The sequence below is a fragment of the Cognataquiflexum nitidum genome (assembly GCF_022538055.1).
Lineage (GTDB): Bacteria > Bacteroidota > Bacteroidia > Cytophagales > Cyclobacteriaceae > Cognataquiflexum > Cognataquiflexum nitidum.
Window position 1 is genome coordinate 1 of the sequence record NZ_JAKZAM010000029.1, and the last position, 23,901, is coordinate 23,901.

The 23,901-nt window shown below is 42.2% G+C and carries 19 protein-coding genes; 3 read left to right on the forward strand and 16 right to left on the reverse strand.

Annotated features, from left to right (window positions below):
* Positions 1 to 38: 38 nt before the first annotated feature.
* Positions 39 to 1,319 carry a c-type cytochrome gene (locus tag MMU07_RS17180; RefSeq protein WP_241127678.1) on the reverse strand — a complete coding sequence of 427 codons (1,281 nt, stop codon included), beginning with the start codon at positions 1,317 to 1,319 and terminating at the stop codon, positions 39 to 41.
* A gap of 642 nt (positions 1,320 to 1,961) precedes the next feature.
* On the opposite strand from MMU07_RS17180, the gene MMU07_RS17185 reads away from it, so the two are divergent.
* On the forward strand, positions 1,962 to 3,503 hold the full coding sequence (locus MMU07_RS17185; protein ID WP_241127680.1) for a S8 family peptidase: 1,542 nt from the start codon (positions 1,962 to 1,964) through the stop codon (positions 3,501 to 3,503).
* A gap of 840 nt (positions 3,504 to 4,343) precedes the next feature.
* Here MMU07_RS17185 and katG read toward each other — a convergent pair.
* From katG to MMU07_RS17200, 3 genes are all read right to left on the reverse strand, one after another.
* Positions 4,344 to 6,608, reverse strand: a complete 2,265-nt coding sequence (gene katG / locus MMU07_RS17190) for a catalase/peroxidase HPI (protein WP_241127681.1) — start codon at positions 6,606 to 6,608, stop codon at positions 4,344 to 4,346.
* Between the two features lie 478 nt (positions 6,609 to 7,086).
* Positions 7,087 to 8,190 carry a glycosyltransferase family 4 protein gene (locus MMU07_RS17195; RefSeq protein WP_241127683.1) on the reverse strand — a complete coding sequence of 368 codons (1,104 nt, stop codon included), beginning with the start codon at positions 8,188 to 8,190 and terminating at the stop codon, positions 7,087 to 7,089.
* A gap of 449 nt (positions 8,191 to 8,639) precedes the next feature.
* Complete coding sequence (locus MMU07_RS17200) at positions 8,640 to 9,398, reverse strand: glycosyltransferase family 2 protein (RefSeq protein WP_241127684.1); 759 nt, start codon at positions 9,396 to 9,398, stop codon at positions 8,640 to 8,642.
* Positions 9,399 to 9,546: 148 nt separating this feature from the next.
* Here MMU07_RS17200 and MMU07_RS17205 point away from each other — a divergent pair, with 148 nt between their 5' ends.
* A complete protein-coding gene (locus MMU07_RS17205) occupies positions 9,547 to 9,696 on the forward strand; it encodes a hypothetical protein (protein WP_241127686.1) in 150 nt (49 codons plus the stop codon).
* A 143-nt stretch (positions 9,697 to 9,839) separates the two neighbouring features.
* On the opposite strand, the gene MMU07_RS17210 is transcribed toward MMU07_RS17205, so the two are convergent.
* Together MMU07_RS17210 and MMU07_RS17215 are read right to left on the reverse strand one after the other, a co-directional pair.
* On the reverse strand, positions 9,840 to 10,565 hold the full coding sequence (locus MMU07_RS17210; protein ID WP_241127688.1) for a YdcF family protein: 726 nt from the start codon (positions 10,563 to 10,565) through the stop codon (positions 9,840 to 9,842).
* Between the two features lie 484 nt (positions 10,566 to 11,049).
* A complete protein-coding gene (locus tag MMU07_RS17215) occupies positions 11,050 to 11,604 on the reverse strand; it encodes a WcaF family extracellular polysaccharide biosynthesis acetyltransferase (RefSeq protein WP_241127690.1) in 555 nt (184 codons plus the stop codon).
* Positions 11,605 to 11,960: 356 nt separating this feature from the next.
* Here MMU07_RS17215 and MMU07_RS17220 point away from each other — a divergent pair, with 356 nt between their 5' ends.
* Positions 11,961 to 12,269: a hypothetical protein gene (locus tag MMU07_RS17220; RefSeq protein WP_241127692.1), complete on the forward strand. Its 309-nt coding sequence runs from the start codon at positions 11,961 to 11,963 to the stop codon at positions 12,267 to 12,269.
* Between the two features lie 59 nt (positions 12,270 to 12,328).
* Here the strand turns inward: MMU07_RS17220 and MMU07_RS17225 are convergent, their stop codons facing one another.
* The 10 genes from MMU07_RS17225 to MMU07_RS17270 form a co-directional block, all read right to left on the reverse strand.
* Positions 12,329 to 13,519, reverse strand: coding sequence for a glycosyltransferase family 4 protein (locus MMU07_RS17225; protein WP_241127694.1), 1,191 nt, complete (start codon positions 13,517 to 13,519; stop codon positions 12,329 to 12,331).
* Complete coding sequence (locus tag MMU07_RS17230; protein WP_241127696.1) at positions 13,512 to 14,504, reverse strand: glycosyltransferase family 4 protein; 993 nt, start codon at positions 14,502 to 14,504, stop codon at positions 13,512 to 13,514. The genes MMU07_RS17225 and MMU07_RS17230 overlap by 8 nt, the downstream gene beginning before the upstream one ends.
* Positions 14,505 to 15,293: 789 nt before the next feature.
* The gene (locus tag MMU07_RS17235; protein ID WP_241127698.1) at positions 15,294 to 16,565 is read right to left on the reverse strand and encodes a hypothetical protein; all 1,272 of its coding nucleotides are present in this window, start codon (positions 16,563 to 16,565) and stop codon (positions 15,294 to 15,296) included.
* Between the two features lie 7 nt (positions 16,566 to 16,572).
* On the reverse strand, positions 16,573 to 17,730 hold the full coding sequence (locus tag MMU07_RS17240) for a glycosyltransferase family 4 protein (RefSeq protein ID WP_241127700.1): 1,158 nt from the start codon (positions 17,728 to 17,730) through the stop codon (positions 16,573 to 16,575).
* Complete coding sequence (locus MMU07_RS17245) at positions 17,727 to 18,998, reverse strand: glycosyltransferase family protein (protein ID WP_241127702.1); 1,272 nt, start codon at positions 18,996 to 18,998, stop codon at positions 17,727 to 17,729. Before MMU07_RS17245 ends, MMU07_RS17240 begins: the two co-directional genes overlap by 4 nt.
* On the reverse strand, positions 18,998 to 20,092 hold the full coding sequence (locus tag MMU07_RS17250) for a glycosyltransferase family protein (protein WP_241127704.1): 1,095 nt from the start codon (positions 20,090 to 20,092) through the stop codon (positions 18,998 to 19,000). Before MMU07_RS17250 ends, MMU07_RS17245 begins: the two co-directional genes overlap by 1 nt.
* A gap of 347 nt (positions 20,093 to 20,439) precedes the next feature.
* Complete coding sequence (locus tag MMU07_RS17255; protein WP_241127706.1) at positions 20,440 to 21,405, reverse strand: glycosyltransferase family 2 protein; 966 nt, start codon at positions 21,403 to 21,405, stop codon at positions 20,440 to 20,442.
* Between the two features lie 7 nt (positions 21,406 to 21,412).
* Positions 21,413 to 21,751 (reverse strand): hypothetical protein, encoded by a 339-nt coding sequence (locus tag MMU07_RS17260; RefSeq protein ID WP_241127708.1) that lies wholly within the window; start codon positions 21,749 to 21,751, stop codon positions 21,413 to 21,415.
* Between the two features lie 81 nt (positions 21,752 to 21,832).
* On the reverse strand, positions 21,833 to 22,693 hold the full coding sequence (locus MMU07_RS17265) for a glycosyltransferase family 2 protein (RefSeq protein WP_241127710.1): 861 nt from the start codon (positions 22,691 to 22,693) through the stop codon (positions 21,833 to 21,835).
* A 38-nt stretch (positions 22,694 to 22,731) separates the two neighbouring features.
* Positions 22,732 to 23,898, reverse strand: coding sequence for a glycosyltransferase family 4 protein (locus MMU07_RS17270; RefSeq protein WP_241127715.1), 1,167 nt, complete (start codon positions 23,896 to 23,898; stop codon positions 22,732 to 22,734).
* Positions 23,899 to 23,901 lie beyond the last annotated feature (3 nt).

The following is a 23,901-nucleotide window of genomic DNA, read 5'->3' on the forward strand; positions in this document are numbered from 1 at the left end:
GGCCTTGGATGGATGGAATATTCTCTCAAATCTCCAACCTAAGCCTCCCATTTACATATTCTAATGCATAATTCGGGTTTAACCTTCAAAGATGATGAAGGAACAAGTTCCATGACGGTAAACCCACCCTCATTTTTCAAAACAGCCCCTTCACCCACGAGTGCAACAGATGTCCCGCTAGGGGCAATTCTCATTTTCAAAGGTTTTTCTGATGGGGAAATATTTAAAGTCCGGGTGAAAACAGGTTGGTCCCCCAATGTTTCCAATCCAAATGTTTCCAAAACTTTTGCTTCGCCAACGGTGTAAGAGACAATCACCCGATCTTGATACTGATAAAGCCCTTTGTAATGCGTCCACTCCCGTGGCAATGGTCCAAACTTCCTTTTATCTCTCGCTGTAAATCTTGGGTCCGCAAATGTCCCTGTATTTGGATTTGCCCAACCGGGAGAAACGGGGTTTTGAAAGTGAAGGTCCCCAACCGTTCTTGGAGAGATATTGTGACTTCCATTAAATAGAATTGCCTGCCAATCTATAAAACCTTCTCCAGACCAAGCCCCGGCAACCCGCATCAGGTCATGGTCAAACATCATCCATGCATTGCCTGCAGCCACTCCGCCTGTACCTTGATCCAGCCTTACAGCTATTCCTTTGTAGGCAAAATTGGCTTTGACAAGATTTTCATCCGGAAGCGGCGAAGGACCGGAGGACCGTTCTCTTTCCGGGGCATTCCGTCCGACCAATTCATAGGTATTGATCAAAAAATTCCCGTAGTCCATTTCTGCCCAGGGCTTGAATTCTTTAGGTGCAGGACCTGTGTTTGTCCCGGTTGGCAAGCCGGCCAAATACGCTGAATCTATTTCATAGTACTGATCCGGATTTTGTTTTTGCAAAAAAGTTTCTCTCAGGTAATTGATGATGTCATACTTTTCTACCGGAGTCAAATTGACTTGGGGAGGCATCGATCCATAGCCTCGGGTCAAGGTCTGATAGATCGAATAGGGATCTTTCCCCACTTTGAAGGTATCTTCCCAAAATTTGAATGCAGTAGGAATCGATCCTACCTGTTCCGGATTACCGTGGCAATTGAAGCAGATATTGTTGTAAATATGCTCACCAGTCCTGATGGATTCGTCATGCCTATCGCCTAAAGCCGTCAAGAGTCCTTTGTGGTCAATGTCCTTTTCAAAGTCGGGAAGGTCTGATTCCAAAAGAATAAATCCCAAAGGAGCCTCTGCTTCTTGATTGGTAGAATTTTGGTTGCATCCAAACAGCAGGATGGAAAGCAATAAAGCAGGGTAAGCTATGTATTTTTTATTCATTGTGAGAAAAATGGGATTATGGTCATTACGTAATATATTGATTAGCAATTATTAAAAAAAGTCAGGTGGAATTCCATACAGAATCATTCCAAAGAAAGATAGACGGCAGTTCTTGTAAAAAGCCCAATTCTTATTCGAATAATGGGTATTTCAAGCATGTAAAACATTCCAAAGAAGTTTTTCGTATATGGGGGATTTAAAAAAAATTGGATACTCTAGAAAATCAGGACGGAGGATGGTAAACCAAATTCATGTGATGAAGCCAGGAAAGACACTGCAAAAATAGGAATGCATTTTTTCTAAATTAATCAAAATTAATTAATATTAAAAATCAATAAAATTAAAATATTCATATTTTAATTTTAAAATATAATAATTTATTTAAAAAAAATAATACATAAAAATTAAGTAGTTTGCTCTGAAAAACAGAATTTTGTAGTTCTATCTCAGAAGGGGCTTAGAGACACAAATGTCTCCAAATGTGTAGATTAAAGAATAATTTAACATAATCAGGAATAACTTTTTATTTTCATTTATACACACTTTATTTACTTTTGGTGACGTGTTTTATTTTTAAAACAGAAATTAAGGGATGTATAAACATCTTTTTTTGAAATTTGAAGTACACAAAATAAAATATTTATGAATAAATCAAGTTTGATAAAGCCCGGAATATTCTTTGGAATAGGTGTACTTTTCTTGACCCTATTTTCGACATCATGCAATACACACGATGAAATGCATCCAACCGTGGAGGAGTTCAACACCCTTGACGGGAAACCTACCCATAACTCAGGGAAGTATATTGTGACCCTTCATGAAAGCAATATCAGTTTCAGAAAAACCCTCAATTATGAAGATGCACAGGCAGGAATGAGAAAAGTTGCAGTAGACCTTGTTGCAAAATTTGGAATAACTCCTATTCAGGTTGAACAGGTTTACGGCAGCTTGATTACAGGTTTTTCGGCTACACTTTCCCCAAGTCAGGTAAGTGCCTTGAGGGCTGACCCAAGTGTACAATTTGTCGAGGAAGATGGGATTGCCTATGCCTTCAACGATATCACACAAAGCCCTGCAACATGGGGTATCGATCGTATAGATCAGGCAGCCAGACCATTAAACAACAGCTACACCTACTCTCAGACAGGTGAAGGCGTAAAAGTGTACATTATGGACACAGGTATCAACTATGCCCATGTTGACTTCGCAGGCCGAGCACAACAGGGGTACACAGGATATCCTGACGATGGTTCTGACAAGAATGGTCATGGAACACACGTAGCAGGAACCGTAGGAGGTACAGTATATGGGGTTGCCAAAAAAGCAACTTTGGTATCAGTGAAAGTATTGGGTGATAACGGATCAGGATCTTGGTCAACGATTATTGCCGGAATGGATTGGGTAGTGGCCAACAAAGGGACTTCTCCAGCAGTAGTCAACATGTCTCTTGGAGGCTCAGGTACTAGTTCCACTATAAATAATGCAGTAGCAAGACTCTTTGATGCCAATGTGGCAGTAATTGTGGCAGCAGGTAACTCTAATGTAGATGCCTCTGGGTTTACCCCTGCCAATGCACCTAAAGCCTATGCGGTAGGTTCGAGCACCAACACTGATGCGCGCTCAAGCTTTTCAAATTTTGGAACAACCGTAAAAGTGTTTGCACCGGGCTCATCTATCACCTCTGCTTGGCATACAGGTACTACAGCGATTTCCACCATAAGCGGTACGAGTATGGCTAGTCCGCATGTTGCAGGTGCAGCGGCCCTTTTGCTTCAGACCAACCCAAGTGCATCGGCACAGCAAATCTATGATCAGATCAGTGCCAATGCTACCAAAGGCATTATCACTAGCTCAAGTTCTCCTAACAACCACCTGTTGTTTACGAGGGCATCAGGTGGAGAAGTAACTCCTCCACCGACAGTTGAACCTGAACCAAGCCCGATCACACTTTCTGCCACTTGGGCAAAAGTATCCGGAAGACTAAGGGTAAGGTTGTCTTATTCAGGATTTTCAAGCGGTACTTCCGTGGATATTTTCAGGAATGGAACTAGAGTTGCAACGACAACCAACATTTCCTCATACGAAGACAGGACAAACCTCAGAGGAAGTGGTTCGGTTACTTACAGAGTTTGTGCCCGAGGAAGTGATACATGCTCCGCTACGATCACAGTGGCTTACAATTAAGCGATTTATGTAGAATGATAAACAGAAAAAAAGGAGCTTTAGGGCTCCTTTTTCTATTTGGGCTTTTTCCAATTCCTCAAATAAATTTAGAAAACAAGATCTTCAAACACTCAGGGGAGCTTATTCCCTATTGGAATTCCTTTTCTCGACTTTTTATGCAGAGCTAGGCTAAAGAAATATGCAGAAAATTATGCCGGTTTTTTTTTCTTAATATATGTCTATATGTGTATCCGCAATGCTGCCACTAGCAAAATTTTGTTTGAATTCACCTTGACTTGGTTCGACAGGCTCACCAACCGCCGCTCGGTGTATGTAAGTTTTATTTCCCTCCACCTCCTAACAATAGCAGCAGATCCGGTGGCCGAGCGAAATCGAGGCCGTTTTGTCTAAAAGAAATAGAGGCAAGAATGCGGATAACCAGATATTTCTATCGTTTTAGAGGAAAATGTATCTGCATAATGAGGTCCGTAAAATCATAGTTAAATATGATTCACGATAGATAGGCAACAGATATACCCATCACATCCCTACCGGCGGCCGGCCATGGTCTTCCGACTTCGGCCTCCCACAGTATAGAAAATGGGGCACTTGCAAATATCAGTATCCATATTTGAGAAAATTTCCCTATATAAAACAATCCCAAACCTGTTTTTTGTATTTTGGGTTTGAAGGTGTTTTTGCCCCAATAATTCAGAGGGAAACTCTACATGGTGTCAATTTTTCAATTCACAAACCAAACGTTTTAATGTGTCCAGGTCTCGATTGGATAAATTTTCCTCAAAATGCAAAAAGCCAATCTCTAAAGACTGGCTTTTAAAACACTTTTGAAAGAAGGTTTACTTACTTTTTATAGATCAAGTCAAACCTGTCCAAATTCATCACTTTATTCCATGCTGCCGCAAAGTCCTTTACAAACTTTTCCTGTGTATCCTGCTGCGCATATACTTCTGCCAAAGCCCTCAGTTCAGAATTGGATCCAAAAATCAGGTCAGCACGGGTTGCTGTATATTTCAACTCGCCGGTTTTTCTGTCTTTACCTTCAAACTTCTCTTTGGTATCGTCTGCAGCTTTCCATTCGGTCCCCATATCCAATAGATTGACAAAGAAATCATTGGTTAACATATCCTTTTTGTCAGTGAAAATCCCATGTTTTGAAGCATCAAAATTAGCATTCAATGCACGCATGCCACCTACCAAAACCGTCATCTCAGGCGCAGTCAAGGTTAACAACTGAGCTTTGTCCACTAATAATTCTTCTGTAGAAATGGTGTATTGGGTTTTCAGGTAATTTCGGAACCCATCGGCCATTGGCTCTAGCAATCCAAAGGATTCGACGTCCGTTTGCTCTGCAGTAGCATCCATACGACCCGGAGTGAATGGAATCTGAATGTTTCTACCTGCATTGGCTGCGGCTTTTTCTACGCCTGTATTTCCTGCCAGTACTATCAGGTCAGCAAGTGAGACCTTCGTGTCTTTTGATTTTGAGTTAAAGTTTTGCTGGATTTTTTCCAAGACAGGCAATACTTTGTCTAATTGCTTAGGGTTATTAACCTCCCAGTTTCTCTGTGGAGCCAATCTGATTCTAGCACCGTTTGCACCGCCTCTTCTGTCTGATTCACGGTAAGTCGAAGCAGATGCCCAAGCAGTAAAAACCATTTCAGAAATAGATAAACCTGATTTCAAAATCTCGTTTTTGAGCATTTCAATATCCTGAGCACCGATCAACTTATGGTTTACAGCAGGAATAGGATCTTGCCAGATCAGGTCTTCTGAAGGAGCTTCAGGTCCCAAATAGGTAGTATTTGGCCCCATATCTCGGTGTGTCAATTTAAACCAAGCTTTTGCAAATGCTTTGTTGAACTCTTCAGGATTTTCATAAAACCTACGGGAGATTTTTTCATATACAGGATCCATCCTCAAGGAAAGGTCTGTAGTCAACATGGTAGGTTTGTGTTTTTTATCAGGATCAAAAGCATCAGGATATAGAATCTTAGGATCTTTGGCCACCCACTGATGTGCGCCTGCCGGACTCTTAGTCAATTCCCACTCGTTTTCAAACAAACTCTTGAAATATCCCTGACTCCATTCTACCGGAGTAGCAGTCCAAATCACTTCAAGTCCTGAGGTGATGGCATCAGCTCCTTTTCCGGATTTGTAAGAACTTTTCCAGCCAAATCCCTGCTCTTCTATAGAAGCTGCTTCCGGCTCCGGCCCGACGTTTTCCGCAGGACCAGCACCGTGGGTTTTACCCAAAGTGTGCCCCCCTGCTACCAAGGCCACAGTTTCCTCGTCGTTCATCCCCATCCTTCCAAAGGTATCACGGATGTCAAAGGCGGCCAACACAGGATCAGGATTTCCTTTAGGCCCTTCTGGATTGACATAGATAAGGCCCATCTGAACGGCCGCCAAAGGATTTTCCAATTTGCGGTCTCCGGAATATCGCTTTTGGTCATCCAGCCACTTGCCTTCCGACCCCCAATACACATCAAGTTCAGGTTCGTAGACATCTTCCCTTCCTCCGGCAAATCCGTAAGTTTCGAATCCCATTGATTCCAAAGCTACATTTCCTGTAAGAACCATCAGATCTGCCCAAGAAATTTTGTTGCCATACTTTTGTTTGATTGGCCAAAGCAACCTTCTAGCCTTGTCTAGGTTGGCATTGTCAGGCCAGCTGTTGAGTGGTGCAAAACGCTGCTGACCAGAGCGGGAACCGCCACGGCCATCTCCTGAACGGTATGTTCCAGCGCTGTGCCATGCCATGCGGATAAATAACCCACCATAATGCCCAAAGTCTGCCGGCCACCAATCCTGAGATTCAGTCATCACAGCGCGTATATCATTTTTTAATCCTTGATAATCAAGACTGTTGAAAGCTTCAATGTAGTCGAAGTCAGGATCCATAGGAGTGGACAAAGAAGAATTTTGGCGGAGGATATTCAAATTCAACTGGTTTGGCCACCAATCTACATTTTGGGTCGCTTTGGCTGCACTGTTACTTTTTTTGGTGGCACCGGACCATGCATCTACCGGTAGCTTATTTTCTTGCGCTACTGCTGTCAGGCTGGTACTGATCAAGATAGCGTAAAGAATTATTGCTTTTCTCATATACTCGGGGTTTTTAATTTTTATAATAATTTTTTAATAATCATTAAAATTACGCCATTAAGAAGCCAGTCAGAAATAGCTATTTTCTATAGCTTATAGATAAAACAAATGATTTTTTAAAATCAATAAACAAAAAAGACCTATACCTCTTCCTAACATCCAAATAAAAAACTAAGGGTTTAATTTTCTAAATGCAATCCAATACTGTCAGTGGCTACTTGCTGCTACAGCTTACCACCCTGCTCAAGACCCTTAACCATAGCGCCTTGTATTTGGGATAAAAGCACCGCTGAATGGTGATTTCTTTTAAAATTGAAGCAGGATTTTTAGGGGTTGGATATTGGCACAAAGAAAAAAAACCAATTTCTATACAACTATCCGGAGAGCTACACGGGTGAAAAACTACTGTAAAAAGGTCACAAAAAAATCATGAAGTAAAAAAATCAAAAGAGTGAATGAAGGAAAACTAGGAACAGGATTACTCCTTTTCTTTTTTTTCCTTTTGCTCGATCATCAGAGGGGAGGTTACGTTGCGGAGTTTCTCAACCCGCTGCATCGAAAATACCGATAAGACAATAGCCAGTACCGTAGAAATCAAAAAAATCAATGGCAGCATGATATGGTCATTTAGATCCGCACCCAAAAAAATCAGTCCTATAAAACAAATTTTGATTCCCATCAGTGATAGCGTGACCTTGTCATGGTCCAATCCCAACTTTAAGAGCAAGTGATGGATATGCATATTGTCAGGCTCAAAAGGAGACTTTCCCTTCCAGATGCGTCGGGAAAAAACCTGAAGGGTATCAAAAATGGGGATGATTAAAATGGCTATACCTGAAGCCAATGGCGCCATAAACTGAATGGATCCTAGCCCAATAGCCGTGGCATTGGTATGGATAAATAAAATTACAAGTACAGACAAAGCAAACCCCAAACTCATGGACCCGGTATCACCCATAAAAATCTTCGCCGGCCGCCAATTGAATACCAAGAACGACGCTATCCCAGCAGCCAAGGCATAACTGAAATAAGCAAAAGGGGCTAGACCTGCTTCCTTAAACCACCAGCTCAAAAACATTAAAATAACCAAAGCCAAACCTCCGGCAAGTCCATCTAAGCCATCTATAAGGTTAAAAGCATTGGTTAGGGCTACAATAGTAAACATTGAAAACAGGTAACTCATCCAAATCGGCAGCTCATATATTCCCAGAAAACCATAGAATCCGACAAGACGAATATCCCCCAACACAACCACCAAAAAAGCTGCCACCACTTGGGAACCAAGTTTTTGGAAGACAGAAAGGTCTAACATATCATCCCGGAAACCCACAATAAACATCAGAAGGAATGAAGCCAACAAGTACCTGATCTGATCAAACTGATCATAATCAAACCATATCATGATGGATATAAAAGTAGCGGCAACAAATCCAATTCCCCCCATGGAGGGAACTTCTCCACGGTGTATTTTTCTTCCTCCGGGCGTATCCAACATTCCCATTCCTTTTAGCAAACGGATCAGAATGAAGTAACTCATGAATCCTATCAAAAAAGCTGTTCCGGTGATTTTTAAAATTTCCATTAATTTGAGATTAGAATAATGTAGTCTGAAAGTGGCCAATACCCCTTAATTTGGAAAAATTCTTCATCCGTCTCAATACCAAAATGATAACCGGTCATTTGGGAAGACTTGTGAAAATCCAAGCTTGGGCTGAATTTGAAAATCAATGTTAGCGGTGGTGTGGGAGTCCCAGCTGTGGTATGGGTGACTATACTCTTTTTTGGGTTTCTATAATTTAAAAGAACTCCAAATTTCTAATACAAGACTTTAAGTATATCCGTATTTCCATTCATATATCTTGAAGAAACCGATTGCTGTGAGATAGTAAAAGTCCTGTAAATGGTGTCAATACTGAAAACAGGCATCAGTACAACGGATAGGCAGACCCTTGAAGAGATTCTGCCTATTTCTGACAGCAAGGCAAATCGGAATATACAAAAATCCGAAAATTAAGGTTATCTTCTTAGCTGTCAGTGTTTCCCAAAGGGGATGAATTCCAGTATCTTTCTAAAATACCGGGAGTACAAGCGGATATAATTTGTATTTAACCCATTTTCCCTACAAGCACGCAGATCCTCGTGATTGATGATTAGGGTGATTTTCCATGAAGAAGTACTCAGTCCGCCAAAACGCATTTTGAGAAGGTCAACAGGGATATACTTATAAGACAACTTATGCCTGTACAAAAACCTGACGAGAAGCTCAAAATCAGCCGCTACCTTATAACTAGTATTATAATAACCAAATTTCTCAAAATTTTCCCTGTAGGTAAAGAAGGTAGGATGAGCCGGCATAAATCCCCAAGAAAATGCCCCTAAGTTAAATTTTTCAGAAGAATAATAACGTAAGGTTTTTCCAAGGTTATCATGCCTGACAAATCTCACATCAGCAAAAACGCATGACGTGGTACTATCCGAGAATCCCTCTACTATTTTAGAAATAGCATCTTTCCGGTGATAGAAATCATCCGAATTGAGTATCCCTACGATATCGCCGGTGGCCATTTTAATGCCTTTGTTCATCGCATAATATAATCCATGATCAGCCTCGGTAATCATTTTGGAGACTACATCGGAATTTACATTGATTATATCGACGGTATTGTCAGTAGAATTACCATCCACGATGATATATTCAATATTCGGATAATCCTGATAAGCGATACTGTCAATGGTGTGTTGGAGTGTAGCGCCAGAATTAAAGGTTACTGTAACAATGGATACTTTCAACGGACTAAGCTTTTACGGGTTAATAACTGAACAGAATCAGGGGCAATAGCTGTAGGTGGTTCTCCAAAAGAGAGGGTGATATGGTAAAAACAAACTATTTTAAATAATGTTTGATAAATTTCAACTATTAAAACATTGGTTTTGGATAATGAGAGATCAGAGTACGGAAGGGTTCGGGGTTCCCTGTACTTTAGGAGTGAACAGGAACTTGGAACATGGAACTTTGAACATTTTTTGGAACAGAGTTCTAGCCTGCGGCGTACGTGCCTGCGGCGTTCGGGGTTCGGAGAATCGTTGAGGCGAGGTGGAACCTGGAACAATGAACTTGGAACAGTTTTTAGAACAGAGTACAGATTTGTTCGGAGTTCTAGCCTGCGGCGTACGTGCCTGCGGCGTTCGGGGTTCGGCGTAGGGCTGATATGCTGTTGAACATAGACAAGATCACCCACTCACCAGCATGATACCGACTTTTTCCTTCACCAATTCACTCCACATCTGCATGGCATCCAAGCTCGGGATCCAAGAGTACTGGATACCATCCGGATGCAGCTTTACCCTATAATCCGAGGGGGCGGTAATCACTTCCAGACCTTGTTTTTCAAAAATCTTCTTGGCTCTTTGGATGTGCATGGCAGAAGTCACCAAGATCACAGACTTGGTTCCTGGGAATTTCGCCATAAAATCCTTTGCTTCTTCTTGGGTGTTTTTTGGTGTTGTAATAATATTGATGGCAGCATCAGGCACGCCCCATTCCCTTGCCACTTCTGCATACATCTCCGCAAGCGAAACATAGCCTTCTACGCCAGCTCCGGTAAATACCAAGCGGGCTTCAGGCAACTGTTTCCAGATGCTTATTCCCTGCATTACCCTATGAAAAGATGCTCCTCCAATACGATGCATGGGACTTAAGCCCTGTTCAGGAGTACCTCCTGCTCCTAAAACAAGAATATAGGGAGCCACCTTTTTTTCTGATTCCCAGGTAGGAAACTTTCTTTCCTCAAGAGCAAACAGGTATTGGACAGGTTTTGAAAAAAGCAGCATGGAGAGGAAAAGCAAGGGAATTGATACCCAAAGTCTTTTTTTGTAATTCAAAATTACTCCTGCAATCAGGATAGAAAAGATCCAAAAACCGGGATTAAGAAATACTTGATGGGCGAGGAAGCGCATAGTGTGGGATTGGGGTGCGGGGCCTGCGGCGTTCGGGGGTGCGGGGGTGCGGGGTTCAGGGTTCTAGCCTGCGGCGTTCGGGGTTCCCTGTACTTTAGGAGTGAACAGGAACCTGGAACATGGAACTTTGAACATTTTTTGGAACAGAGTACGGAATGGTTCGGAGTTCTGGCCTGCGGCGTACGTGCCTGCGGCGTTCGGGGTACGGAGAATCGTTGAGGCGAGGTGGAACATGGAACAATGAACCTTGAACAGTTTTTAGAACAGAGTACAGATTTGTTCGGGGTTCTAGCCTGCGGCGTACGTGCCTGCGGCGTTCGGGGTTCCCTGTACTTTAGGAGTGAACAGGAACCTGGAACAATGAACTTTGAACAGTTTTTAGAACAGAGTACAGATTTGTTCGGAGTTCTAGCCTGCGGCGTACGTGCCTGCGGCGTTCGGGTTCAGAGTAGGGTTGATGCGAAGTGTATTAGGAAATCATATCTTAAACTATCTCTCTCTTCCTGATCGCTTGGGCGGGGTTTCCTTGGTAAATGGTAAAGGAGTCCAAATCCTTGGTAGCAACAGATCCAACGGCCAGAACAGAATGGGAAAAACAGGTAACTCCCGGGCAAACGACGGACTTTGAGCCTATCCAAACTCCATCCTCCAACCTGATTCCCTCAAGGATCAAATCAAAAGATGCTTTCTTATAATCATGGTTTCCGGTAAGCAGCATCGCGCCTTGGGAGATGCAGACATTTGCCTCCAAGGAAACCTGGGTGAGGTTGTCGATCCAGACATTTTCTCCTATCCAACAATGATCCCCAACTGTCAGAAACCATGGGTATTTGATATTGACTTTTGGTTTGATCACCAGTCCTCTACCTATTTTGGCGCCAAACAGTTTTAATATCCAAGATTTAAATATTGATGGAAACAGAATACTGGTATTTATAAAAATACGATTTGCTACATACCAAGCTAACCTCCGAGAAATCGATCCCGGCTGAAAGTGCTTATTTTTAAATTGACTTAGGTCTGTTTTTTTGGGGTTCATGGTTTGGGTTCGGGGTGCGGGGTTCGGGGTGAGGGGTTCGGGGTTCTAGCCTGCGGCGTTCGGGGTTCCCTGTACTTTAGGAGTGAACAGGAACTTGGAACATTTTTGGAACATGGTACAGATTTGTTCAGGGTTCTAGCCTGCGGCGTTCGGGGTACGGGGGTTCGGAGTTCTAGCCTGCGGCGTGCGTGCCTGCGGCGTTCGGGGTACGGAGAATCGTTGAGGCGAGGTGGAACCTGGAACAATGAACCTTGAACAGTTTTTAGAACAGAGTACGGAAGGGTTCAGGGTTCTAGCCTGCGGCGTTCGGGGTTCGGGGTTCCCTGTACTTTAGGAGTGAACAGGAACTTTGAACAATGAACCTTGAACATTTTTTAGAACAGAGTACGGAAGGGTTCGGGGTTCTAGCCTGCGGCGTGCGGGATTCCCTGTACTTTAGGAGTGAACAGGAACTTGGAACATGGAACTTTGAACAGTTTTTAGAACAGAGTACGGAAGGGTTCAGGGTTCTAGCCTGCGGGGTTCGGGGTTCCCTGTACTTTAGGAGTGAACAGGAACTTGGAACATGGAACTTTGAACATTTTTTGGAACAGAGTTCTAGCCTGCGGCGTTCGGGGTACGGAGAATCGTTGAGGCGAGGTGGAACCTGGAACAATGAACCTTGAACATTTTTTGGAACAGAGTACGGAAGGGTTCGGGGTTCTAGCCTGCGGCGTACGGGGGTTCAGGGTTCAGGGTTCGGGCCTTCGGCGTTCAGTGGACCAAGCCCAAAGAGCTTTCGATTGGATTCCAATACTTCCGGATCAGCGGCAAATTCTTTGGCAAATGAAAGGGCAGCCTGACTCATTTTATCGTAGGTTTCCTGGTCCATGCTGACGGCTGTCTCTATGGCCCTGACGAATTGATAAGGCTGGTTCAGTGGGATATCCCAACCGATACCTTTCTCCCTTAGCCCACGCCAAGGAGTGCTATCCGAGATAATCACCGGGCATGCTGCCGATAGTGACTCCAAGATAGCGTGACCGAAGTTTTCTCCATGGGTAGGTAAATACAAGAAATGTGAATTATCCATTACGCCCATCACATCTTGGGGGGAAATACTTCCATGAAAATTTACGCTGATGTTGTTTGGAAGTTTTTGGACCTCTTCAGTACATTTTCTCATGTAATCATGGTCGTAAAGCTGCCCATAAAGGTCAAATTGGATACTATGCTGTGTGCATTTTCCTAACATTTCTATTGCTCCCAATGTATTTTTCTCGGGGGAGATTCTGGCAATGCTGAACAACTTCAAGTCACCGGGCATTTTAGCCACTTTCTTTTTGGGTTCGGAGACGCGCTTCTTGGGGAGATTTGGCGCTATGAAAATATTCTTATTCCTTCCCACCTGTTTAATTATATCTGTTGCCTCTGCCACATTGGATGCATGGAAATCAATATTGCGGTAAAAGCCTACAGCCCGGAATACCCCCATCATGATTTTCTTTTTCATTGGCTTTTCTGCCATAGCATGAGGAGAGAGCATTCCCCTGCTTGCAACTGTCGTACGTACTCCTTTGGCCAACCTGGCAAGCAGCAGCGGGAGAATAGAGAAATACAGGGAATAAGCACCATTGATATACCAATGCTCACAGTTTGCTTCAAAAGCCACTTTCTTGAGGTTGGCAACTGTCAGGTATTTTTTTGAAAAATAGAAAACCGAAACTCCATTCCTGTAATCCGTCCATTGGTCCGAAGGGACAGAGGTATAGGGGGTATCTTCGCAATAATCTGAATTTCTGGTGACTATATAGAAATCTATTTCATCCCGAAGGTGGTCAATGATATTGACATTGGAAGTGACAGGCCCTCCTGCCTTATTTCCCGGCAAAAACCAATCAATGAAAAGGAGGACTTTTTTTTTTCTTTTATCCATTTTCCAAATCGCGGTAGACCGCCAAATATTGTTTTGCGATATATGCAGCCCTGAAGCGGCCCACATTTTCCAGACCTTTTGCTATCAGGTCATCCCTATATGCTTGATTGTTGATTATTTTAAGAATCCCTGCCCTGATGGAATCCACGGAGAAAGGATCCACCAAGCAAGCGCTATCACCGGCCACCTCTTGCATGGCCCCGATATGGGAAGTCAGCACCGGTCTACCTACTGCCTGAGCTTCGATGATGGGCAAACCAAATCCCTCGTAGGTAGAAGCAAAACTGAGCATGTCACAATCCCGGTAAGCCTGCAGGATTTCAGAAAAAGCAAGATCAAATTTATTGCTGAAGTCAATCTCAGCTTCTTCCAATAAATCAAGCTGCGGCGGTGTCAATTTACCAATCACCATCAGACGGCACCTGACTCCCTTTAAAGCCTCGATGGTTCGCTCCAGATTTTTGTTGTTTTTTGTACCTAAATGAAGGATGAGTGGATTTTGGTTATCAAAGACTTTGGGCTGATATTGAAAGGCATCATTTACGGCATTGGGAATGACCGTAATCTTGTCTTTGGAGAAGGGAACAAGCCTGATCAACTCCTTTTTAGAAAATTCGGAGATCACGGTGATTTTTTTGACAAACAAAGCCGGAAGCCAAAACCAAAAAAACCTGGTGATCAAATCCCTGACCATGCCCTTACCAAAAGCCGAACCTACGTCATGGATGGTCAGAACGGTTTTTCTCCCCAAAACCAAAGCCACATAATTGACATGACCGGTAATATGTACGAGGGAATGCCGGAACTTTAGGGCATACCTGAGGTTAAGAAAAATATCCTTGGGCATGGCACCGATGAAGGGAAGCTCCACGGATTTGGTGTCGGCCACAGCTGCCAGCTCCGGGACGATACTTCCAAAAAGCCCTTCAATGCTATTGAATTGCGGTACTTTTTTTCTGAATAAGAAGGTGATGGATAGCTTCAATTAAAGGATACTGATTTATTTTTTTTCTTATCGATCGTCCTCCTGAGTACTTAACATTTTAAAATGTTCAGAAAAGGAATGACGTTAAGATTTTTCTAATTTGGCCTCGGCAAGCTCGGCCACCGCGGTTGTTCTTAGGAGAGGGGCAGGAGGGTAAAAGCGGCGGTGCCGCTTTTACCCTCCTGCCCCCTAAATTGCCAAACACAAGTTCCCCGAGCTTGCCGAGGGGGTCATTTAAGTTTATGTCAATGGTTGTTTAGCGAAGAGTCTAAACAATTTAAAATATGAGATGCTTCACCTCTGCAAAGCTCCGGTTCAGCATGACGGATATGTCGGAGGCGTCACTCTGAGTGTAGCGAAGATTCTCTTTTACGAGATGCTTCACCTCCGCAAGCTCCGGTTCAGCATGACGGATATGTCGGAGGCGTCACTCTGAGTGAAGAGAAGAGTCTAACCAATTTAAATTACGAGATGCTTCAACTCCGCAAGCTCCGGTTCAGCATGACGCATATGTAGGAGGCGTCACTCTGAGTGTGGCGAAGAGTCTATTCAATTTAAAATATGAGATGCTTCACCTCCGCAAGCTCCGGTTCAGCATGACGGATATGTCGGAGGCGTCACTCTGAGTGTAGCGAAGAGTCTCTTTTACGAGATGCTTCACCTCCGCAAGCTCCGGTTCAGCATGACGGAGTAACAACCGTCATTTCCATTTTCTGTAAATGACAATTCTAAAAACTCAGCGTGTCGACCAAGAGATTAAGGTCATTGGTAGAGAATGAAATCAAAGCCTCAAACAGGATAAAGCTTCCATTTCAATACTTTCTTGACAAAATAGAAGAAAGCAAAGACCACTATCAGGGATTTGGTCAGGTGGTTGAGTACCACCACCAACTCGGTCTCTGCCTTGATTACCTGCAAAAACACGATGGGAAGTACCGCAAAGAAGAGTGGGTTTTTGTAGCCATATTTTACCAGGATAAGCCACACTGTAACGAGAAACCAGCCCCAAATTCCCATAAATATAATCCCGCCAAGGACATCAAAATTCCCATAAGCCTCCCCTATAATGCTGATCCCCATGGAGGTGCCGTCACCGATCTGCAATCCGGTAAAATTCCTGAAGTTTTCCCTACCTCCTGCAATGACTTTTTCAGGTGCCAAAAATCTAGGCAACAAGGAAGCACTCAGGGCATCCGAAATTGTTTTTCCTTCAAAAAAAGGTTGCTCTTCAGGGACATTGTCCATGATCGCACTGATAATCCAACCCTGATTGAGCCGGACATTGTTTTGGGTATCTATGTCTTCACCAGCAGCAATGGGATTATTCGAAAGACTTTCAAAAAACAACTGTGAAAAAAGACCAACTTTATTTCCTGAATATCCACCCCAGACCTCTGCCCTGTAGGAAGATTTTACTGCCTGTAGGGTAACTAGAAAAAACCCTCCAATGATAAAGGTAAAGAGGATAAATCTTAAAGAAGGCTGGTTTTGGATTGTCCAAAAGATAAAGAAAAATGCGGACCAAAGAATGAAATCGTGGAACATCGCATTTGCAAGGGAGTTCAAAAAGAGGTACAGGATTGCTAAATAAAACACAATTCTAAGTTTTTGATTCTTGGAAAAATACAGGATAATCGCCCCTGCAAATTTGAAGTTAGCCAAAACAAAAACAAAAAATCCAAAGAAATCAGGAAAAAACGGCCCTATGAAATCAAACAGAATACCTATACTCAATATGACAAGACCATATTTTTCATAATTTGAATAATCTAAAATCGGCAATTTAATAATCTTTAAGTTGCCCAATTTGAAAAAAATAATCCCACCAAAAGCCAAGTAAGCGGGTACTATGTAGCCCATGTATTCCACTTCAGGAACATACATGTAGTATTTGTAATGAACAGAAGAGGAATTATACTCGATAACAGGACCAATAATCCACTGAAGTCCTGCTATCAGCAGCATCATTTCTAAAATTGGTAAGCTCTTGCCCAATTGCCTGACAAATTGGATAAAAACCCAAATCACTGACAACACACCGATTATTGTTAGTATTTGCATATGGTGATTAATCTAAACCTCTTTCAATTTCTTTGACTATGGCATCAAATGACCATTTTTGAATATTCTTTTGTGCTGCCTCACCCATTTGTTTGAGGACTGGTAAAGAAAGTCCGGTAAGTAATTTTTCAAACTCAGGTTGTTGATTGTGTTTGATCACAAATCCATTTTCATTTTCTTTTACTAAATCCCTTGCACAGCCCACTTTATCGGTCACTATCACAGGAATCCCACAAGCCATTGCTTCATTGACCGCCAAGCCCCAAGTCTCACTTTTTGAGGGTAAACAATAAATTTCCCCCAATCTATACACCAAAGGCATTTGACTTTGATTTTGAAAAGGAATAAACTTAATAAAGTTATAAGGACGGGCCAGATCTTTTAACTGATCTTTCATCGGTCCATTCCCAACAAAAAGCAACTGAAGGGGATTCGCACGTTTGATATTAGCTTCAATGATCGCCTTGATCAAAAATTCCGGCCGCTTTACTGAATGAAACTTGCCGGCAAACAACACCACTATATCCTCTGATAAATACCCTAATCCAGCACGCCAATTTTTGGCTTTTTCTGCATACTGCTTCGTTTCGTCGTCTGCAAACCTGTAATTATCTATCGCATGAGGAGCGGACAACAAGTCTACTTCTTTTATCCCATGTTTTAAAAAATATGCTTTGTTGGCTGCCCCTACATAAAGTGCCTTGTCGACATGACTGTAGACCCATGTCAACAGAATCCGACGGAGAAGGGTTTTGAATCCTTTGCTTTCGTCCAATAAGGTTGAATCTCCCCGAAACCATAGCTTTACCTTACCCTTAAAATGGCGTAAAACTTTCAGGTGGCTTTTGAGATTCCAGCCAAAGACCAAAATTGTATCAGGAAAGAAGGATTCTATGGTAGAAATAAGCATGGGGCAATCAATTCCCTGAAAATGCGAAGAACTTGGCTTTTTTGAAATATTATCAACAAACTCGTAATCATAGCCTTCTAACAAGGGGATATCCCACTTGATCTCCTTTCCAAAACTCACATCAAAAAACTGCGTTTGCCTTTGACTCCAAGTATAAAAAACCTTAACCTGAATATTCGTCCTTTCGGACAACAGCCGAAACCAAGGCGCATTGTACTGGATTGGATGGGTGCTGACGATGGCGAGTTTTTTCATTTCACTCCTCGTCTTTTTACTTGTCTGATCAACAGCACTTCCTCCATTGCGTTCATCAAGGCAGTGGCCGATGCCTTTGCGGTATATTTCTCCAAAGGTTGCAAGTCAATTTTCCAGTCGGTCTCTTTTTGAAAATTCATTACCAAAGGAGTAAGCTTTTCTACCAAATTTGCAGCCAAGTCACCGTCCTGGTAGGACATTAAAAATTCATCAGCTCCTGTTTCCCGGATCACGTCCACTGCAGAACTCTTCTCATGCAGCATCGCCAACATCGGACGCTTACTCAGCAGGCACTGAAAGGTCTTGGAGGCGGTATAGTGCTGCTCGGTACTTCCGATCAACAACACCCGGTCTGCCTTCGCCAGGAAATTCAGAATATGCAAAAAGGGAAAGCGATCTCTATTTTCTCTCACAATATCCTCCAGACCATACTCTTTGGCATAAGCCGTAATTCGCTTGGCAGGATAAGGTCCCGTGCCCACAAAATAGAGGCGGATTCGCTTATCCCAGTTTCCTGCACTCCGCAAATGGGCTACCGCTTGAAAGAAGGATTGGAGAAACAAGTGCGCATTTGGCAAAAAAGCCCCTGCATAGATCCAAGGTTTGCAGTCGCCATCCTCTTCCCACGGATACAGTAAACCTTTCAATTCAATTTCATGATCATTGGGGTCAAAACCATAGGGCATGCCCACATGCACGGGAGGGGTTTTAAAATTCCGCTGAATCACCGGCCAATAATATGCCGTGGACACCCCGGAGATCAAGGCGGCTTTCTTCACTGCATAGGGTTCCAGTATTTTTGCAAGGATCTGACTGAGTTTTGCCCTCAGGTTGCTTTGATTGGTAATATCATGCACCCAAGGGTCAATGTAATCAATGCCATAGGGGATACTCGTGATATCGTGAAGCTGCCTGCCCAATAGAGCTGTGTAAAAGGATGGGATAGGAATTAAGATAAAATCTATGGAACGCTCACGGCAAATTTGTAGGGCTGCTTTTTTGAGAAAGGGAAAAGCCCTCAAACCAATATCGCCTATTATTCTCGGTTTGGTTACTTTGTACGCTTTGGCGTAAATAACTTCTATATCAGGAGATACGGTTCTTTCCATCAAGGGATCGATAGGTTCCTCATAGTAATGGGGGTCCACGGTAAGCAGCAGCGGTTTCCAACCCAATTCCATCAAGTAATTCCCTATCAATCTCGGGCGCTGCACACCGGCGAGATTGGCAGGAACCCAATGGGGATAAATGATTAAAAGGGTTTTCACTAATTAAGTAATGTAATTAACTTTTGTTGCTCTTGTTCCCAAGAAAACGCCTTAGCCATTTCCCAACGCAATGTTTTCTTTTCTATTTTCAGGAATTCAGGATTCAATTTGAAAAGAGCATCCTTCAAATCTTTTTCCAAAAGAAGGCCTGCATGATAGGGTAAGGAATTTAAAAATGCTTGCTGCCCTTGTGTCTGGGTTGCTAAAATATAAAGACCGGCTTGGGCATAAGCCAAAATTTTATTTGTCAAACAAATATCCCGGTTTATATCAGCTCTGGGATTTTCCAAAGCAAGTCCCACATCCATAGTCTCTAAAAATCCATGCAGTTCAGACTGAGGCATCACCGGATGCAATTTTACATTATTGCCAATCTCTTTCCTTTCGAGATAAGCACTGTTGGAATTTCCCACCAAATGAAACTCCATCTCGGGAAATAATTTAGCGGCTTCAAATACCTGTTCCAGGCCACGATTAGAACCTATGTGTTGAGAAAACCAAACACACTTCATGATCCGTTCAGATTTAGGTTGTGGTTTGACAAAATCCAATTCAGGGAAACTGTTTAAAATCGTGGATTGTCTTACTTTGCTTGGTATCTGATAGGCATTTTGGCATTCGGATGCGATGCCTTCCGAGGCATAGGTGATGTTATCAGCTTGCCTAAAACTAAATTGCATTATCGTGTGCCGGTTATCAGTTTCATGGGCTTTGTTGAAGTAAAGTGCCTCTCCGGGATAAAAATCTTCTACATCTAACTGTAAATGAGATTTTTGCCACTGAGTAACTTTAATGGCCGGATAAAAAGCACCCAAATTATGGGCAATAACTGCATCAAATTTCTGCTGCCTGCACAACTGTCTTACTTTCCAAAGAACCTGTGGAGTCTTATCATTGCTGGCAAAGGCAGCTATAGTGCTATTTTGCTTAAACAAAGGATTAATTAGGATTGCAAATTTGTGCAGAAATTTAGACCAAAGGGTTAAAAAGATCTTTGATTTCCGGTCAATCACCACAAAATCCACTGTTGGATTACGGTTTATAATTTCTTTTGAAAGGGTTTCCGACCAATCTTGATGGATAAAACAAACCACTGTACACCTATGGAATTTTATCAAAAATTCAAACTCCTTGACCAACCGGGGATTTGCTGCCAAACTGGAGGTGGTGAGAAACAATAGATTTTTATGTATCAAAATTCAATTTAGTTTTTGATTATAAAAAAATATAATTCTGTATCAGCACCTACTTCGTTCATACTTTGTTGCCTTAAAATTAATTTAATCACATCTATATGTTGTAAATTATTCTTGGTTCAGAATCCTAAAACTGAAAATAAATAAAAAACAAATAGATACGCCGTGATCAACCGCCAAGCACAATTCTTTGGTTGCCCGTAGGGCGGCTATCTTGGCTGAAATTGGAAAAAGATCAGGCTTCCTCAGGAACCCCGCAGGTAATATCGGACTAGGCGGGCTGTTCGCCAACCGAAAAGCTTTGCAATAATTTGAATCAAAAAGCCTCCAAGCACCAGCTTGGGAGGTTTTTCCCGAAATGCTTTAAACCGCCGCCAGGCAATGGCCGAAAGCCGCTTTTGAGTAGGGAACATATCGATGGCAAACCGATAATACTGAGCTGCAATGGCACTGTTCAGACGGGAATGGGCACCATAAGCCTTAAGGTAATCATGCTTCAGCGCAATGGTGAGAAGGGTATTCATCAGGTATTTCCTGTTTGTACTTCTGCTTAACTGGTTCTGACCACCTGGGGCAATATGATAATAGTTATAAACCCCGGGAGTATAGACGATACCATCACTGGCTAGTAGCACCCTGGCAAAGAATTCACCGTCATCATCCGGGCAGCGATAGTTGCGCCAGTGGCCTGCTTTTTCGATGAGGGCACGTGGCACCAGCCAGCAATTGGTTTGAATAAAGTTCAGATGTCCCTTTTCACCCCATAGATTGACCAGGAAATCCTGTGGATCATCTGAAGAATAAATAAAATCAGACTGATCTGGATAAACTCCATTCGCTATTTCTTCTTTGGTTGTAAACTGTTTGTACGTACTTACAGCCACTTTTCTGGGTTGGACTTGCAAGGCCCTCACCTGTACAGTGATCTTACTTTCCCCTAACACATCTCCTGCATCCAGAAACTGGATGTAGTCGCCTTTGGCAATAGCCAATCCTGTATTACGTGCAACGGCCGCTCCTGCATTTTTTTGTTGCAGCACAAATACCCGGTTGCTTTCGTATTGCTTTGCTGCATCGTAACTCTTATCGGTTGATCCGTCATCAACTAAAATCACTTCAATCGAATTATAGGTTTGTGCCAATACAGATTGCATCGTACGCTGAAAGGAATCAGCACAGTTATAAAGAGGAATAATGATGGATACGAGCAAAAATCAATTATAAAGAAGGGTGAGCGATTGCTTTGCACAGGTCTGCAAAACCAAAGTTTGCAAGCTTTCTTGCAGCAAATGCCTTAGATAAGTTTTTCGACTGCCTGCAATAGTTAATAAAATTGACCAAAAATCGTCGCCTGTTTTTATTTATCAACCAGTTCTTTTGTTGTTCACTTAGGGGCAGATCAAGCTCCTGCAACGCATCACGCAGGTAATTAAAATTGTTATAGAGATAACTGTATTTGTTATTCTGTTCCTGTCCTTCGTGAATACGGTAATAATTGAATGTAAACGGAAGCATAAGGATAGGTCCTAACGTTGCTGCCTTTAAATTAAAATACATGTCATTCGCAGGACCCTACTTAACAGGATACCGTTTAGAAATTTTGGTGTCTAACACTGGAGATTCTAACAATTTAGAGGCCTATTGAAATACAGCGATAATAGCGTCTTTTATTCGAAAGTTTGTAACTCGCAATGCGGTTTTAACTTTATTCCAATTGCCAGTCTTAGCAAACGTTTTGATTATGTTTACTAAGAAACGACGTTTATTTTTATTTTGTAGCCATTTCACTTGTTTTTTAGACAAATGCAAATCCAATTCTTGAAGTGCATCCCGCAAATATGTATACCCGTAGAATAAATAATCCGATTGGTTATTGATTTCCTGTCCTTCATGTCGTCGGTAAAACATAAAATCAAATGGTAACATTACAACAGGTGACTGCGAAGCAGCTTTCAAATTAAAAAACAAATCTCCCGGTACTCCGTATTTGTATGGGTAACCTTTTATAGCATTAAAATACTCTCTTTTAATGATCGTGCCACCAGGCCCCATCATTAAACATGGTTGTATAAAAAAATGTTTATGAATTGCCTCTCTAGATGAGAGTGCAAACGCCTCTCCTTTTGTGTATGTCCAATACATACCAAATGAACAATCAGGAAATCTCAACATGGCATTTAAGACATTTTCAATTCCATCAATATTAATCGTATCATCTGAATCTACACACATCAAGAACATTCCCTTTGCTAAACTAGCAGCTTTGTTACGATTGGGAAACTGGCCTAGATTATGTGTATTATGGTATACTCTTATTCGTGCATCTGCCTCTTCATATGCTTTAGCGATTTCAAACGTTTTATCAAGCGAGCAGTCGTCAACTATTATAAGTTCAAAATTTCTATATGTTGACCGCAGCACACTTTCAATGGCTTCGGCAATATATTTTTCACGGTTATAGGCCGTCATAAGTACAGAAACTAGCGGCTTTTCTATCATTAGTTTTTTAAATTGATAAGATTAGGGTCGTAAAAGATTTAGAAAAATCCCCTGAAACTATTCACAAAAAAATTAGGAAGCCATGGTTCATCAAGCTTGCTGCCATAGACTTTCTGGGGAGTCTTTATCTTTGATCTCTTTATTGTATCCTTCAAAAGATCCTCGATTTTTCCAGTATTTGATTTTGGATCAAAATGCTCGTTAGTATATTTTTTTACTTCGACTGATAATCTTTTCCATTCCCAGGCTTTATGATACATGTTCGCAAAATGTAAAGCATAAATTTCCGGATTATTATTCTGTATCTTAAATCCCCTTTGACCGTTGGGTATTAACTCCTGCACCCCTCCCGGAATATCATTTACCAATGGAACAGCTCCTGCTTTCATGGCTTCAATTACAGAAACAGGCATTCCTTCCGCTAGTGAAGGCAATATAAGCACATGAACTTGGCAAAGGAGTTTTAGCAACTCCTCATTTGCAAGGTTTCCATAAAAATGAATATTGCTTTCAGCAGGCCATATTTGCTGCTTTTTGACATCCGTTGACCCCTCTCCCACAATGTGCCAATGGACTCTTACACCTTTAATCTGTAATTTTTTTTCAATTTCCGGCAACAATGAATATCCTTTTGCATCTTCACAACGCCCTGCAAATACAACATGAAACCCCGAATATTTATTATTCTCCTCGCATTTGAAATCCGGTACAGGAAATTTTAAATAGTGTATGGCGCTTTTGCGCTCCGGCAGGCTCATAGTTAACTCATCCGCAATTTGCTGTGCTACAACGATATAATTATCAATCCAAGGAGAATGCATCACTGCTAGTGAATAATAGTAATCATAGGCACCGTGAACATAGTGCACCACCGGATTCTGTAAACCAAGATTACTCACCATCCCAAGTTCAAGCCAGTCATGGGCTACAATAATTGCTTTATCATCCGGTAACAATTTAGCCAACTGCCTGCATGTATGATAGAAATTCCATTTCGGACTGAAGTAAAAAACCTGTTCACTGACAGCTCCTTTTAAACCCGGTAGTTTGTAAACAGGTATCTGCTCCCTATTGATCGTATAAATCACATGGTTCTCAATTTCCGGGTGCTGACGGTATGCCAGCAGGTTACGGATTACCGAGAGAACACCGCCGCCAGTCCCGTTATGAAAGTGGAAAATTTTAACAGGTAATGTTTGCTTCATTCC